The 14,069-nt window shown below is 64.0% G+C and carries 13 protein-coding genes; 7 read left to right on the forward strand and 6 right to left on the reverse strand.

The window, feature by feature from the left end:
- Positions 1-23 precede the first annotated feature (23 nt).
- Positions 24-809 carry a TatD family hydrolase gene (locus tag BM338_RS03955; RefSeq protein ID WP_090450102.1) on the forward strand — a complete coding sequence of 262 codons (786 nt, stop codon included), beginning with the start codon at positions 24-26 and terminating at the stop codon, positions 807-809.
- 486 nt (positions 810-1,295) lie between these two features.
- Here BM338_RS03955 and BM338_RS03960 read toward each other — a convergent pair whose 3' ends face one another.
- From BM338_RS03960 to BM338_RS03975, 4 genes are all read right to left on the reverse strand, one after another.
- A complete protein-coding gene (locus BM338_RS03960) occupies positions 1,296-1,832 on the reverse strand; it encodes a pseudouridine synthase (RefSeq protein ID WP_090449514.1) in 537 nt (178 codons plus the stop codon).
- 16 nt (positions 1,833-1,848) lie between these two features.
- Positions 1,849-2,745, reverse strand: a complete 897-nt coding sequence (locus BM338_RS03965) for a class I SAM-dependent methyltransferase (protein ID WP_090449515.1) — start codon at positions 2,743-2,745, stop codon at positions 1,849-1,851.
- Positions 2,746-2,837: 92 nt separating this feature from the next.
- Positions 2,838-3,500 carry an NYN domain-containing protein gene (locus BM338_RS03970; RefSeq protein ID WP_090449516.1) on the reverse strand — a complete coding sequence of 221 codons (663 nt, stop codon included), beginning with the start codon at positions 3,498-3,500 and terminating at the stop codon, positions 2,838-2,840.
- 103 nt (positions 3,501-3,603) lie between these two features.
- The gene (locus BM338_RS03975) at positions 3,604-4,509 is read right to left on the reverse strand and encodes a LysR substrate-binding domain-containing protein (protein ID WP_090449517.1); all 906 of its coding nucleotides are present in this window, start codon (positions 4,507-4,509) and stop codon (positions 3,604-3,606) included.
- Positions 4,510-4,617: 108 nt separating this feature from the next.
- Between BM338_RS03975 and BM338_RS03980 the strand changes: the two genes are divergently transcribed.
- The 3 genes from BM338_RS03980 (at position 4,618) to BM338_RS03990 (ending at position 6,938) form a co-directional block, all read left to right on the forward strand.
- A complete protein-coding gene (locus tag BM338_RS03980) occupies positions 4,618-4,821 on the forward strand; it encodes a hypothetical protein (RefSeq protein ID WP_090449518.1) in 204 nt (67 codons plus the stop codon).
- 80 nt (positions 4,822-4,901) lie between these two features.
- Positions 4,902-5,957 (forward strand): NADP-dependent oxidoreductase, encoded by a 1,056-nt coding sequence (locus BM338_RS03985; protein WP_090449519.1) that lies wholly within the window; start codon positions 4,902-4,904, stop codon positions 5,955-5,957.
- Between the two features lie 36 nt (positions 5,958-5,993).
- Positions 5,994-6,938 carry an aldo/keto reductase gene (locus BM338_RS03990; protein WP_090449520.1) on the forward strand — a complete coding sequence of 315 codons (945 nt, stop codon included), beginning with the start codon at positions 5,994-5,996 and terminating at the stop codon, positions 6,936-6,938.
- Between the two features lie 400 nt (positions 6,939-7,338).
- Here BM338_RS03990 and BM338_RS03995 read toward each other — a convergent pair whose 3' ends face one another.
- Complete coding sequence (locus BM338_RS03995) at positions 7,339-8,361, reverse strand: TraB/GumN family protein (protein ID WP_090449521.1); 1,023 nt, start codon at positions 8,359-8,361, stop codon at positions 7,339-7,341.
- Between the two features lie 83 nt (positions 8,362-8,444).
- Complete coding sequence (chrA, locus tag BM338_RS04000) at positions 8,445-9,638, reverse strand: chromate efflux transporter (RefSeq protein WP_090449522.1); 1,194 nt, start codon at positions 9,636-9,638, stop codon at positions 8,445-8,447.
- Between the two features lie 427 nt (positions 9,639-10,065).
- Here chrA and kdpF point away from each other — a divergent pair, with 427 nt between their 5' ends.
- The 3 genes from kdpF to kdpB are packed head-to-tail and all read left to right on the forward strand — an operon-like array spanning position 10,066 to position 14,063.
- On the forward strand, positions 10,066-10,158 hold the full coding sequence (gene kdpF / locus BM338_RS04005; RefSeq protein WP_090449523.1) for a K(+)-transporting ATPase subunit F: 93 nt from the start codon (positions 10,066-10,068) through the stop codon (positions 10,156-10,158).
- Positions 10,155-11,957: a potassium-transporting ATPase subunit KdpA gene (gene kdpA / locus BM338_RS04010; protein WP_090449524.1), complete on the forward strand. Its 1,803-nt coding sequence runs from the start codon at positions 10,155-10,157 to the stop codon at positions 11,955-11,957. The genes kdpF and kdpA overlap by 4 nt, the downstream gene beginning before the upstream one ends.
- A 33-nt stretch (positions 11,958-11,990) precedes the next feature.
- Positions 11,991-14,063, forward strand: coding sequence for a potassium-transporting ATPase subunit KdpB (gene kdpB / locus BM338_RS04015; RefSeq protein ID WP_090449525.1), 2,073 nt, complete (start codon positions 11,991-11,993; stop codon positions 14,061-14,063).
- Positions 14,064-14,069 lie beyond the last annotated feature (6 nt).

Here is a 14,069-nt window from a genome sequence, read left to right on the forward strand (position 1 = left end):
TGTTTTGCCCCATCGGCCAGACCATGCAGTTGCTCGACATCGGTGCCAACCTCACCCACGAATCGTTCCATCACGACTTTGACGCCGTGATGCAGCGCGCACGCGACCATGGCGTCACCCGCATGGTCGTTACCGGCGCCTCCCGCGACGGCAGCACCCACGCGCTCGACCTCGCCCGCCGCCATCCCGGCGAGCTTTACGCCACCGCCGGGGTGCATCCTCATCACGCCATCGACTACGACGACACCACCCATACGCTGCTGCATGAACTTGCGCAGCAGCCGGAAGTTCGCGCCGTCGGCGAAACCGGCCTCGACTACAACCGCAACTACTCCCCTCGCGACGTGCAACTCGCCGTATTCGAGCGCCAATTGCAGATCGCCGTGGACGTACAGAAACCCCTGTTCCTCCACCAGCGCGACGCCCACGAGGATTTCATCGCCCTGCTGCGCCGCTACCGCGACAAAGTCCCGGCCGCCGTCGTCCACTGCTTCACCGACACCGGCGAAGCCCTACGCGACTACCTCGCCCTCGACTGCCACATCGGCATCACCGGCTGGATCTGCGACGAACGCCGCGGCACCCACCTGCGCGAACTCGTCCGCGACATCCCCGCCAACCGCTTGATGATCGAAACCGACGCCCCCTACCTGCTACCGCGCACCGTCAAACCGCAACCAAGCCATAGGCGCAATGAGCCGATGTATTTGCGGCACATTTGCTATGAAGTCGCGCGTGACCGTGGCGAGCCGGTGGAAATCACTGCGGCGAATAGCACGGCGACGGCGGAAGCGTTTTTTGGGTTGTAGTGCGCAACCCACTTCCGTGGCAGCGCAACCCCGAGCACCCACCCCTCACCCCAACCCTCTCCCCGGAAGGGAGAGGGAGATGTGGCGCTTCGACGGGGAATAACGATCAGACCTCGAAGAAAACGATCCGACGCCTGACACTGGAAAAGGCGTAGCTACAAAGCACACCGCCTGCTCTCAGGCCATTTCTCTTTGGTCACTTTCTCTTTACTCCGGGCATCCATGCCCTCCGCCCTTCGGGCCAGCTGCGCTGTTCGCACCCGCTCCTGCGGGTGCGTGGGCCAGCAAAGAGAAAGTGACCCGGACCGCGGCAGCGGTTCGGAAGCCCGCGGCAGGCGAGCCAGGGACGCAGACGCCAAAACCGAGCGATAACGCCACTGGATGACCAGCTTCGCTGTTGTGAAGCGCCTCCTGCCTACGCAGGGATGACGAAGTAGGAAGGGATGTCGCAAGAGCCAAACTCTCCCCTAAAGAAGAGGGAGAAAATCAAGGCAAAAGCACCCGCATATCACCAGGCGCAAGCCCCTCCACCCCATATCCCCCCACCCTCACCCGAATCAACCGCAACGTAGGAAACCCCACCACCGCCGTCATCCTCCGCACCTGCCGATTGCGCCCCTCACGCAAAGTGACACTCAACCAACTGGTCGGAATATTTTTACGAAACCGCACCGGCGGATCCCGCGGCCACAGCCACTCCGGCTCCACCACATGCTCGACACCGGCAGGCAGCGTCGGACCATCGTTCAACACCACGCCGCGGCACAACACCGCCACCGCCTCATCGGTAACCGCGCCATCCACCTGCACCAGATACGTCTTCGGCTGCTTGTGACGCGGATCGGTGAGTTTGTTCGCGAGCCGGCCATCGTCGGTCAGCAGCAGCAAGCCCTCGCTGTCGTAATCCAGCCGGCCGGCCGGATATACGTTCTTCTGCGAGATGAACTGCGCCAGCGTGCGCTTGCCGCCTTCGGCGGTGAACTGGCACAGCACGTTGAAGGGTTTGTTGAGCGCGATCAGCATACGCGGCGCGGGCCGCTCAATGCGCGGCCGCGGCCGGCGTCTCCGGCTTCACAAAGCGCAGCGTCATGCGATCGGACTCGCCAATGGCCTGGTACTTGGCCTTGTCCTGATCGCCCAGGGTCAAGGTGGGCGGCAAGGTCCAGACACCCTTGGGATAGTCCTTGGTGTCCTTCGAATTCGCATTGACCTCGCTTTCGCCATCGAGCTTGAAGCCGGCATCGGTGGCGAGCTTCACCACGTAACTGGTGGGCAGATAGCCGCTTTGCTTGATGGCATCGAGCTTGACGCCTTCGCTGGCCCGATGGTCGACCACGCCGAGCACGCCGCCGGGACGCAACGCGGCGTAGAACGCCTTGAACATCGCCGGCGCGGTATCGGCCATCACCCAGTTATGCACGTTGCGGAAGGTGAGCACCATGTCGGCCGCGCCAGGCTTGCCGAATGCCGGCGCCTTGGGGTCGAACTCCACAATCTGCGCCTTGCCGTAATGCGCCGGATCGGCAGCGAACTTGGCATGCAGACCGCTGGCGTCCTGACGCGCCTCGCCAACGTCGGCGGGCTTCTGGATCGCAGCGATATAGCTGCCGTTGTCTTGCAACAGCGGCGCCAGGATCTCGCTGTACCAGCCGCCGCCCGGGGTGATCTCGATCACCGTGAGGTCGGGGCGCACACCGAAGAATTGCAGCGTCGCCTTGGGGTGGCGGTACGTATCGCGTGCGCGATTCTTTTCCGAGCGCCAGCTGCCGGCCAGCACAGTGTCGAGCTGGCTGGAGGTGAAATCGCTGGCGCTGGTGGGCGGCACCAGACCGCCGACGGGCTGGTCCTGCGCGGCGAGGGTGCTGGCCGGGACGGAATTACCGCTGCATGCGGCGAGCAAAAAGGCGGTCAAGCCAAAGACAACATGGCGTTTCATCTGCAGTTCTCTTCCCCAAATGCCCGCGCAGGCTAACACGTCATTTTGTGGTCGCCACGTATACGTTTGGTGGATAGACAGCCCGACGCGGATCAGAACGGCCGCGGGCATACCGACTGCAAACCATCGATATGTTCGTGCAGATCCGGCGCGATGCCCTGCCACATCGGGTCGAGAATGAAATCGATGCCTTCATAGCGGGCCAGCTTGGCGGCCGGAATGAAGTCGGCGTCGCCCGCCACCAGGATGATCTGATCGACCAGCTTCTTATAGGTGAGCGCGGCGATGTCGATGCCGATCTTCATGTCCACCTGGGTCTGGCGCATGTCGGGCTCGAAGTGTTCATCGCCCAGCGCGTCCCATTGCAGCGAGCCGTCGCGCAGCTGCTGATAAGCGTGGTACTTCAGCTTCCACTCGCCGCGCTCGGCGAGACGCCCCAGCCGCAGCGCCATCTTGCGCTGCCGGCGCAGCTGATCGTGCAGCTCGCGGCGGAAGGTCGCCGCACCGGTGCGCGAGAAATCGAACGTATCGCCACTCACCGGCCGGATAAAGCTTTTTTCCAGCGGCGGGCAGTCGTAGAAAAAGATGCGATAAAGCGCTTCGCGCGGGCGATCCAGCGCCTTGAGATGTTCCAGCGCCATGCCGAAAACGGTCTTGGCGACCGTGCGTGCGTCATTGGCGTCGCGCTCACCCCAAACCTTGCGATAGCGGGCAAGAAAAAACGCGCCGTCGACCAGGATGGCGGTACTGGACATAGGAAATCCTTAAAGTCGTGCGTATCGATACATGGGGAAACGCCGGCCCATAGGCGGCCAGCCGGCCGATTTTACGGTATGTGCCCGTACTATTGATCCGAAATCAGGCGTGCTGTCCCGCCGCGTACGCCATGCTCTGCGCATACGCCTCCGCCTCGCAGTGGATCCAGTCGCGGAATACGCGCAGCCCGGCGTGATCGCGCGAGCGCGGCGGATACACCAGGTAATACGCCTCGGGGATATGCATGTAGCGCTCGCCCAGCACATGCAGCAACCCTGCCTCGACCAGCGGCCGCGCGGTGACCATGCGGCCCAGCGCCACGCCCATGCCTTCCAATGCCGCGCGCTGCAGCGCATCCGTCGTGTCGAACTGCGCCACGTAGCGGCGCGGCGGCGTGCCGCCGAACGTCTCAAACCAGTCGCGCCAGCGGTTGCCTGGATCACCAAGCAGCGGCCAGCTGCCCAGATCGCCGGAATCGGCGTCGCGCATGCGTTCAAGCAAGGCGGTGGAAACCACCGGCGCGATCCATTCGCCGAACAACTGCTCGGTTTCCACACCGCTCCATACCCCGCGCCCGTAACGCACGGCGGCGTCGACCGGATCGCGCTCGAAATCGACCAGGGTCACGCTGGATTGCAGATTCAGTTCCAACTCCGGATGCGCCGCCACCAGGCGCGCCAGGCGCGGCACCAGCCAGCTCGACATCACGCCCGGAATCGTGCTGAGCGTGAGCGCCTCTTCGCGGCGACAGCGATAGCTGGACATCGCGCGATCGATGCCCTCGAAATGATGACCCACTGCTTCCAGTAACCGGCGCCCTTCGGCGGTCAACTGCACGCCGCGCGGACCACGATCGAACAGCTTGCGCTCCACCCGCTGCTCCAGCTGGCGGATCTGATGGCTGAGTGCGCTCACCGTAAGGTTGGCCTGCTCCGCCGCACGCGACAGGTTGCCCAGCCGGGCAGCCGCGACAAAGTGTTGAAGGAGGTCCAGGGAAATCCGCGCCATCTTGAATAATCCTCAAGTCTGGCTTGCGAATATATCGCTTTTTGGCGCCATCCAAGGCTCTTATCTTGAGCCACCTGCCTGATGGCAGACACTACTTGGGAGGCCGTCATGAGTTCGCTCTGGACCGACTTGCTGTTTCTGCATGGCCATATCGCCAGCCCCGAACTGGCGCGTCGCCTGGCCGACGCGCCGATGCCGCAAGACAAGCCGCGCGGCCGCCGCGAGCGCAGCGCCACACCGCTCAAAGTGCACGCCGCCGCCAGCGTGCTGCCGCCGATCACGCCTTGCGGGAAAGCCTGCGTCCCGACTTGATTCCGTCCCGGCCTGCTACCACGTCGAACTGACAACACCGCTGCGCTGTTGCAGCGGGGGTATAGCAGGCAGGGAACCCGATGACCGATACCACCGCGCAGCGCTGGGTGCTCGCGGCGCGCCCGCTGGGCGAGCCGACGCCGGAAAACTTCCGTCTCGAATCGGTGCGCATACCCGAGCCCGGCGACGGCGAGATGCTGCTGCGCGTGCTCTATCTGTCGCTGGACCCCTACATGCGCGGCCGCATGAGTGCGACCAAGTCGTACGCCGCGCCGGTGGCGCTGGGCGCCGTGATGGAAGGTGGCACCGTCGCGCAGGTGCTGCGCTCAAATCACCCGGACTACCGCGCGGGCGAATTTGTGCTGAGCCATTCTGGCTGGCAGACCCATGCAGTGGTCACGCCGAAACAGATCCTGCGTCGGCTCGATCCCGCCATCGCACCACTCAGCACGGCGCTGGGCGTCTATGGCATGCCGGGCTTCACTGCGTGGGCCGGCTTGCGTGAGATCGGCAAGCCCAAGCCCGGGGAAACACTTGTAGTTGCTGCCGCCAGCGGCGCGGTCGGCTCTGCCGTGGGGCAGATCGCGCGGCTGCGCGGCGCTCGCGCCGTAGGCATCGCGGGTGGCGCGGAGAAATGCGCCTACCTGCGCGATGAACTCGGCTTCGACGCCGCCATCGACCATCGCGCGCCCGACTTCGCCGAACAGCTCAAAGCCGCCTGCCCCAACGGCATCGACGTGTACTTCGAAAACGTCGGCGGCGCCGTCTGGGAAGCCGTGTGGCCGTTGCTCAACGAATACGCACGCGTCCCCGTCTGCGGCCTGATCGCGCACTACAACGATGACGGTTACCGCAGCGGCTTCAACGGCGAACTGCCGGTGGCCGCCGATCGCTTGCCCGCACTGATGCGCAGCGTGCTCACGCGCAGCCTTACTTTGCGCGGCTTCATCCAGCGCGAGTTCGTGCAGCACTATCCGGAATTCCTGCGCGAGATGGGCGGCTGGCTGCGCGATGGCCAGGTGCGCTACCGCGAAGACATCGTCGACGGCCTCGAACACGCGCCAGAGGCCTTCATCGGTCTGCTCAAGGGCCGCAACTTCGGCAAGCTGCTGGTGCGCGTCGCCAACCCGGCTTGATTCACACGCTTTGATCCACCCGCAAGGAACCGCCTCATGCAACTGCGTCAACTTGGCAAGTCATCCCTTTCCGTCGCCCCGCTCGCGTTCGGCGGCAATGTCTTCGGCTGGAGCGCGGATGAAAAGCGCTCGCACGAACTGCTCGATGCCTTCGTCGACGCCGGCTTCAACCTGATCGACACCGCCGACGTCTACTCCGCCTGGGTGCCCGGCAACCGTGGTGGCGAATCCGAAACCATCATCGGCAAATGGCTGAAGCAGAGCGGCAAGCGCGACAAGGTCGTGCTCGCGACCAAGGTGGCGAAATGGGCCGAACACCCCGGCCTTTCCCCAGTCAACATCCTGCAAGCCGTCGACGCCTCACTCAAACGCCTGCAGACCGACTACATCGACCTCTATCAAGCGCATGAGGATGATGCGAGCGTGCCGCTGGAAGAAACCCTTGGTGCCTTCGGCCGTCTGATCGAACAAGGCAAGGTGCGGGTCATCGGCGCCTCCAACTACAACGCCGACCGCTTCGCCGAAGCCCTCAACGTCTCCGCCAAACACCACCTGCCCCGCTACGAAACCCTGCAGCCCGATTACAACCTGGTCAACCGCGGCGACTACGAGAACAACCTCGAGCCTCTCGTCACCGCCGAAAACATCGGCGTCATCAACTACTACGCCCTCGCCAGCGGCTTCCTCACCGGCAAATACCGCACGGAAGCCGACCTCGGCAAAAGCGCCGCACGCAGCGGCGCCGTAAAGAAATACCTCAACCCCCACGGCCTCGGCGTACTCGCCGCCCTCGACGAAGTCGCCACCACCCACCACGCCACACCCGCACAAGTCGCCCTCGCCTGGCTCATCGCCCGCCCCAGCATCACCGCCCCCATCGCCAGCGCAACCAGCGTCGAACAGCTGAGCGATTTGTTTGGTGCGGTGAAGCTGCAACTCACGCGCGATGAAATCGCGAAACTGGATCAAGCCAGCGCCTGACAGACAACACCCGTAGGAGCGTTATCTCGAGCACCCACACCCCTCCCCAACCCTCCCCTGCAAGCAGGGGAGGGAGCAAAAGCTCGGAGCGGTGAGGGTCGGACGATCAGGCCCCGAAGAAACCATCCCGACGCCTGACACTGGAAAAGGCGCAGCTACAAAGCCCGCCGCCTGCTCTTCAGGCCATTTCTCTTTGGTTACTTTCTCTTTGGGCCAGCAAAGAGAAAGTGACCCGAGCCGCGGCAGCGGTTCGGAAGCCCGCGGCAGGCGAGCCCGGTCGCGATAACGCGACAACCGAGCGACAAGGCACTGGATTCCGGCCTGCGCCGGAATGACAGAGTAGGAAAAGGTATCGCTAGAACAAACCCTCTTCCAAAGGGAGAGGGAGCAAAGCAAAAGCTCAAGGCGCCGCCGCATCCTGCTCCTCAGGCGACTGCACCACATACCCCTTGGCCTTCAACTTCGCCAAATACCCCTTAGCCGACAACACCTCCTCCATCGGCAACAACGCAAACGTCTGCGCATTACTCCCCATCGCGCGATCCACCGCACTCATCCAGATCGCCTCCACCTTCTGCGGCACATCCTTAAAGCCCAGCTTCTCCGCAAAACCCGCACCCGTAATCGCCTGGATGCACGCCTCGCGCTGATCGCCCATCGGCAGACTGCGCAGCGCCTCGATGTCACCCACCGCCCACGCATTCGCGCGCGCCGCCACCTGACCCAGACCATGCTCAACCGTGTTGAGGGTCTGGCTGAAGCACTCCTTGTCTTCCATGGTCGAGGTCTTGAACGTCTTCACCGCGGCACGCGGTTGCTCGATCAGCATTTCGTATCGGGCCGAAGTCATTTTGATGCCATGCTTCTTGGCCAGCTCGCGCACGGTGTCTTTCACCCCGCCCGATGCATTCATGCCGCTGCGCTTCACCGCCTTCTCGTAAAGCTCAACGGCGGCAAACAGCGGACGCCAGCTTTCAATGCCGCGATCGCTGCCGATGTATTGCTGCTTGAGCGTCTCCCAGCGCGCGTACTCCGCCGCCGGCAAGGCCTGCTGCAAGGTCACGCCATCCGGGTTCTTGCGTGCGCCGATCAGCGACGGCAACAGGAACATGCGTCCAAAGAAGCCCGCCTTGGGCTTGATGCTGATTGACGGTGCGCTCAGCACTTCCTGCGAAGCAGCAATGGTCTGTTCGACTTCATCCGTTTTCCACTGCATGTGATCCGGCAGCGGCGACAAGGTGCCAAGCACCCACATCACGTGATCGCCCTTGCTCACCTTCCACAGGCCGGGACCGGGTTGCACGCCGCTGACGACCACCGATTCGAGATTGGTAACCGAGGTAGCCGGCGCTGGCGCGGTCTGCGCAAAAACCGGCGAGGCGGCGCATAGGGCCAGCCACAAGACAGCGGGGACAAAACGCATGGGAGAAGCTCCGGGTGGCGCGGCGTGGGGGACCGGTCTCGGACCCACGCCTGGCACTAAAGGTTCATGATTCTTACAGAACTTCACGTAAATGCTGCGGCACCTACCGCCGCAGCCACGCAGTACACCACGATGGCCCAGGCTGGCCAGCGCACCCGCATCATCAGCAGCAAGCCGAGCGCGACGATGGCGATGTCCAGCGGCGCACGCACCGCGCCGCGCCATACCGGATCCCAGAATGCCGCCGCCAGCAGGCCCACCACGGCAGCATTGATGCCGGCGATCATGCACACGGCGCCTTCGCGCGCAGCCAGCGTTTGCCACCACGGCAATACACCAGCGACCAGCAATAGGCCTGGCAGGAACAAGGCAACAAGACCAGCCGCCGCACCCATCGCACCACCCACATGCGCGCCGAGAAAGGCCGCCAGCGAAAACATCGGTCCGGGCAGTGCCTGCGCCGCGCCATAGCCGGCAAGGAAGCTACCCTCATCAATCAAACCCGGCGTCACCAGCGATTGCTTGAGCAGCGGAAGCACCACGTGCCCACCGCCGAACACCAGCGCACCCGCGCGTGCCAGGGCCGCTACCGTGCGCGCCAACGGCGACCCATCCGCGCCGACCAGCAGTGCCATGACTAACACCAACACATAAGCCAGCAATAACGAGGCACCTGTGCGCCTACCGTAGGCGACGCCAGTATCGCCGGCAGGCATCGTCGGTACGCCGCGGCACAACCACTGCCCCGCCAGCGCCGCCGTGGCCACCGCCAGCCACTGCAGCCACGCGTGGGGTTGCCACAGCAACAAGACTGCGGTGGCGACTGCCATGCCGCGGCGTGGCGCATCCGGCGCAAGCGTTCGCCACATACCCAGCACGCCCTGCGCCACCACGACGACAGCGACCAGCTTGAGACCGTGCAATACCGCTTCGCCGATGCGCCCCTGCAAGTAAGGCGCCCAGGCCGCGAAGGCAAACATCAACAACGCCGACGGCAGCGTGAAGCCAATAAAGGCCGCCAGGCCACCCAGCCATCCAGCGCGCTGCAGGCCCAGCGCGAAACCAAGCTGGCTGCTCGCCGGCCCCGGCAAGAATTGGCACAACGCCAGCAACTGTGCATAGCGCGTGTCGTCCAGCCAGCGACGTTGCTCGACAAAGGCGCGGCGAAAATAGCCGAGGTGTGCGATGGGGCCGCCGAAGGAGGTGAGGCCGAGGCGGAGGAAGACGCCGAAGACCTCGAGGGCACGTCGGATCGGCGTGTAGGCGGGTTCCGTCATGCGGGGAGCGTAGTGGAGATGTGTTGCGCGGAGAGCCTTTGGCATGAAGGGGGTCGCAAGGGCTCAACCCTCCCCTGCAAGCAGGGGAGGGAGCAGGGTGTCGCGAGCTTTAACTCCTCCCCCTGCTTGCAGGGAGAGGTTGAGAGAGGGCAAGCCCTTGCGACGCTCTCCAAAATTTACGCGTTCTATACGCCCCCACCCCAATTCGCTACCCCTTTCTTATAGGCCGGTTTCGACAATACGCATCGTTGCAATGACGGTGTTTCGCGACCTATGGATGTCATCTACCTACTCTTCTCGTTCGTGCTTTGCGGGGCGTCGATCGGCTTTCTGATGATCTGCGACCGCCTGGGCCGGCGCCCCTGACGACTGCCGCCGCGCACTGCGGCGGCCCTCTCTCGATCACGCGTTTCGCGGGAATCTCACCATGAACATTTTCTACGCCGTGGCTGCCGTCATCGCGGTAGCCCTGCTGGGCTACCTGTGTGTGGCCCTGCTCAAGCCGGAGTGGTTCGAATGACCACCAATGACTTTCTCCAGATAGCCCTCTATCTGGTCGTACTCCTGCTGCTGATCAAGCCGGTCGGCAGCTATATGGCACTCGTGTTCGCCGATACGCCGAACCGCGTCACGCGTTTCGGCGGCGGCATCGAGCGCGTGCTCTACCGCGTGGCCGGCGTGCGCCAGGATGACGACATGACATGGCGCCGCTACGCGCTGGCCATGCTGCTATTCAACATGACCGGCATGCTGGCGGTGTACATCCTGCAGCGCACGCAGCAGTGGCTGCCGCTGAATCCGCAGCACTTCGGTGCGGTGACGCCGGACTCGGCCATCAACACCGCCATCAGCTTCATCTCCAATACCAACTGGCAGGGCTACGGCGGCGAAAGCACCATGAGCTACCTGACCCAGATGCTGGGTTTGGCGGTGCAGAACTTCCTGTCGGCAGCTACCGGTATCGCGGTGCTGATCGCGGTGGTGCGCGGCTTTACGCGGCGCAGCTCGCTGTCGATCGGCAACTTCTGGGTCGACATGACGCGCAGCACGCTCTACATCCTGCTGCCGTTCTCGCTGATCCTGGCGTTGCTGCTGACCTCGCAGGGCGTCGTGCAGAACTTCAAGGCCTATGTCGACGTGCCGCTTACGCAGCACATCACTCAGGTCGAGCAGATGAAGGACGCCGCGGGTAATGTGCTCAAGGATGCCCAGGGTCACGACGTGACCAAGGAAAGCCCGGTCGATACGCAGACCCTGCCGATGGGCCCGGCCGCGTCGCAGATCGCGATCAAGCAGCTCGGCACCAACGGTGGCGGTTTCTTCAACGCGAACTCTGCGCATCCGTACGAGAACCCGACGCCTTTCAGCAATTTTCTGGAGATGCTGGCGATCTTCCTGATCCCCGGCGGTCTCTGTTACACCTTCGGCAGCATGGTGGGCGACCGGCGGCAGGGCTGGGCGATCCTCGCCACCATGCTGCTGATCTTTATCCCGCTCACCATCGGCGCCGTCGCCGCCGAGCAGGCCGGCAACCCGGCGCTGCATGGACTGTCGATCGACCAGCAAGCCAGCACCCTGCAGGCCGGCGGCAACATGGAAGGCAAGGAAACGCGCTTCGGCATCGCTGCCAGCGGCCTGTTCACCGCTATCACCACCGCTGCGTCCTGCGGCGCGGTGAACAACATGCATGATTCGCTCACTCCGCTGGGCGGCTTGGTGCCGATGTGGCTGATGCAGCTCGGTGAAGTAGTTTTCGGCGGTGTCGGCTCGGGCCTTTACGGCATGCTGGCCTTTGCCGTGGTCGCGGTATTCATCGCCGGACTGATGGTGGGCCGCACCCCGGAATACCTCGGCAAGAAGATCGAAGCGCACGAGATGAAGATGGCCAGCCTGGCCGTGCTGGTGCCCTGCGCCCTAGTGGTGGTGTGCACCGCCATCGCGGTGATGGTCCCGGCCGGCACGGCGGCGGTCGCCAACCCTGGCGCGCATGGTTTCAGCGAAATCCTCTACGCGGTCTCGTCGGCATCCAACAACAACGGCAGTGCGTTCGGCGGCATCTCGGCCAACGTACCGTTCTGGAATGTGCTGTTGAGCGTGTGCATGTTCTTCTCGCGCTTCCTGCTCGCCATCGCGATGTTGGCCATGGCCGGCTCACTGGCCGCCAAGCGCCATGTGCCGCCGTCGGCCGGCACGCTGCCGACGCATACGCCGCTGTTCGTGACCCTGCTGGCCTGCGTGGTGATTGTGGTGGGCGCGCTCACCTTCCTGCCCGCGCTGGCTCTCGGCCCGATCGCCGAATTCCTGATGTCGGCTCATTGATCCGGCCCATCGCACCCTTCGGGACATAGATTCATGACGACTCATACGCATGCAGTTCGCAGTTTCGATCGCGAACTGATCCTCAAGGCCATCGCGGACTCGTTCCGCAAGCTTTCGCCGCGGCAGCAGTTTCGCAACCCGGTGATGTTCGTGGTGTTCGTATGCAGCGTGCTGACCACGCTGCTATGGGCTCAGGCCCTCGCCGGTCACGGCGAAGCGCCCACCGCTTTCATCTTCTGGGTCACGCTGTGGTTGTGGTTCACCCTGCTGTTCGCCAACTTCGCCGAAGCCTTGGCCGAAGGCCGCGGCAAGGCGCAGGCCGCCGCACTGCGCAGCTCGCGTAAAGACGTGATCGCTAAGAAGCTCACCGAGGCCGATCGCAACGCGGCTATCACCTTCACCCCCTCCAGCGAACTGCGCACCGGTGACTTTGTGCTGGTTGAAGCCGGCGAGCAGTTGCCGGGCGACGGCGAAGTGGTGATGGGCGCCGCCAGCGTCGACGAAAGCGCCATCACTGGCGAATCCGCGCCGGTGATCCGCGAATCCGGCGGTGACCGCAGTGCCGTTACCGGTGGCACCCGTGTGCTGTCGGACTGGCTGGTAGTGCGCGTCACCGCCAACCCGGGCGAGAGTTTCCTGGACCGCATGATCGCGATGGTGGAAGGCGCCGCGCGGCGCAAGACACCGAACGAGATCGCGCTGACCATCATGCTGGCCAAGTTCACGCTGATCTTCCTGCTCGCCTGCGCCACCTTACTGCCGTATTCCATCTACAGCGTGCAGGTGACCGGTCATGGCAGCCCGATCACGTTGACCGTACTGGTTGCATTGCTGGTGTGCCTGATCCCGACCACGATTGGCGCTCTGCTTTCGGCCATCGGCATCGCCGGCATGGATCGCATGATCCGCGCCAACGTGATCGCCACGTCGGGCCGCGCGGTGGAAGCCGCCGGTGACGTCGACGTGCTGCTGCTCGACAAGACCGGCACCATTACCCTCGGCAACCGCCAGGCCGTGGCGTTCATGCCGGCCCCGGGTGTGGAGGAATCGATCCTTGCCGATGCCGCGCAGCTCGCCTCACTCTCCGACGAAACACCGGAAGGCCGCAGCGTGGTGATCCTGGCGAAGGAGCGCTTCGGCCTGCGCGAGCGCCAGCTGGAAGAAGGCCACGCCGAATTCGTGCCGTTCACCGCGCAAACCCGCATGAGCGGCGTGAACATCGGTGACCGCCAGATCCGCAAGGGCGCGCTGGATGCGGTCGAGCGCTACCTGGAAAGCGGCGGCAGCCATCTGCCGCCGCTGGTGAAGCGCATGGCCGAGGATGTCGCCCGCCGCGGCGCCACCCCACTGATCGTCACCGAAGGCACCACCGCGCTGGGCGTGATCGAGCTGAAGGACATCGTGAAGGGCGGCATCCGCGAACGCTTCGCCGAGATGCGCCGCATGGGTATCAAGACGGTGATGATCACCGGCGACAACCCGCTCACTGCTGCCGCCATCGCTGCCGAAGCGGGCGTGGATGACTTCCTCGCCGAAGCGACGCCGGAAGCCAAGCTCAAACTGATCCGCAGCATCCAGGCCGAGAACCGTCTGGTGGCGATGTGCGGCGATGGTACCAACGACGCTCCCGCGCTGGCCCAGGCCGACGTGGCAGTGGCGATGAACACCGGTACGCAGGCGGCGAAAGAAGCCGGCAACATGGTCGATCTGGATTCCAATCCGACCAAGCTGATCGAGGTAGTGGAGATCGGCAAGCAGATGCTGATCACGCGCGGTTCGCTGACCACCTTCTCCATCGCCAACGACATCGCGAAGTACTTCGCGATCATCCCGGCCGCGTTCGCTACCACCTACCCGGCGCTCAACACGCTCAACGTAATGAAGCTGGCGACGCCGCAGAGCGCGATCCTGTCGGCGGTGATCTTCAACGCGCTGATCATCATCTTCCTGATTCCGTTGGCGCTGAAGGGCGTGAAGTACCGCGCATTGGGCGCAGGTGCGCTGCTGCGCCGGAACTTGCTGGTTTACGGCCTGGGCGGCATCGCGGTGCCGTTCATCGGCATCAAGCTGATCGACATGCTGCTGGTCCTTTGCGGTTTGGCCTAAGAGAGG

Origin of the sequence: Dyella sp. OK004 (genome assembly GCF_900114495.1) — a bacterium.
In the GTDB taxonomy this organism is placed as follows: Bacteria; Pseudomonadota; Gammaproteobacteria; order Xanthomonadales; family Rhodanobacteraceae; genus Dyella_D.

Excerpts from the sequence above, each read along its gene's own strand:
- BM338_RS03985 (WP_090449519.1), top strand. The coding sequence starts at position 4,902 with ATGACCGATACCACCGCGCAGCGCTGGGTGCTCGCGGCGCGCCCGCTG.
- kdpF (WP_090449523.1), top strand. The coding sequence starts at position 10,066 with ATGAACATTTTCTACGCCGTGGCTGCCGTCATCGCGGTAGCCCTGCTG.
- chrA (WP_090449522.1), bottom strand. The coding sequence starts at position 9,638 with ATGACGGAACCCGCCTACACGCCGATCCGACGTGCCCTCGAGGTCTTC.
- BM338_RS03980 (WP_090449518.1), top strand. The coding sequence starts at position 4,618 with ATGAGTTCGCTCTGGACCGACTTGCTGTTTCTGCATGGCCATATCGCC.
- BM338_RS03975 (WP_090449517.1), bottom strand. The coding sequence starts at position 4,509 with ATGGCGCGGATTTCCCTGGACCTCCTTCAACACTTTGTCGCGGCTGCC.
- BM338_RS03955 (WP_090450102.1), top strand. The coding sequence starts at position 24 with ATGCAGTTGCTCGACATCGGTGCCAACCTCACCCACGAATCGTTCCAT.
- BM338_RS03995 (WP_090449521.1), bottom strand. The coding sequence starts at position 8,361 with ATGCGTTTTGTCCCCGCTGTCTTGTGGCTGGCCCTATGCGCCGCCTCG.
- kdpA (WP_090449524.1), top strand. The coding sequence starts at position 10,155 with ATGACCACCAATGACTTTCTCCAGATAGCCCTCTATCTGGTCGTACTC.
- BM338_RS03970 (WP_090449516.1), bottom strand. The coding sequence starts at position 3,500 with ATGTCCAGTACCGCCATCCTGGTCGACGGCGCGTTTTTTCTTGCCCGC.
- BM338_RS03965 (WP_090449515.1), bottom strand. The coding sequence starts at position 2,745 with ATGAAACGCCATGTTGTCTTTGGCTTGACCGCCTTTTTGCTCGCCGCA.
- kdpB (WP_090449525.1), top strand. The coding sequence starts at position 11,991 with ATGACGACTCATACGCATGCAGTTCGCAGTTTCGATCGCGAACTGATC.
- BM338_RS03990 (WP_090449520.1), top strand. The coding sequence starts at position 5,994 with ATGCAACTGCGTCAACTTGGCAAGTCATCCCTTTCCGTCGCCCCGCTC.
- BM338_RS03960 (WP_090449514.1), bottom strand. The coding sequence starts at position 1,832 with ATGCTGATCGCGCTCAACAAACCCTTCAACGTGCTGTGCCAGTTCACC.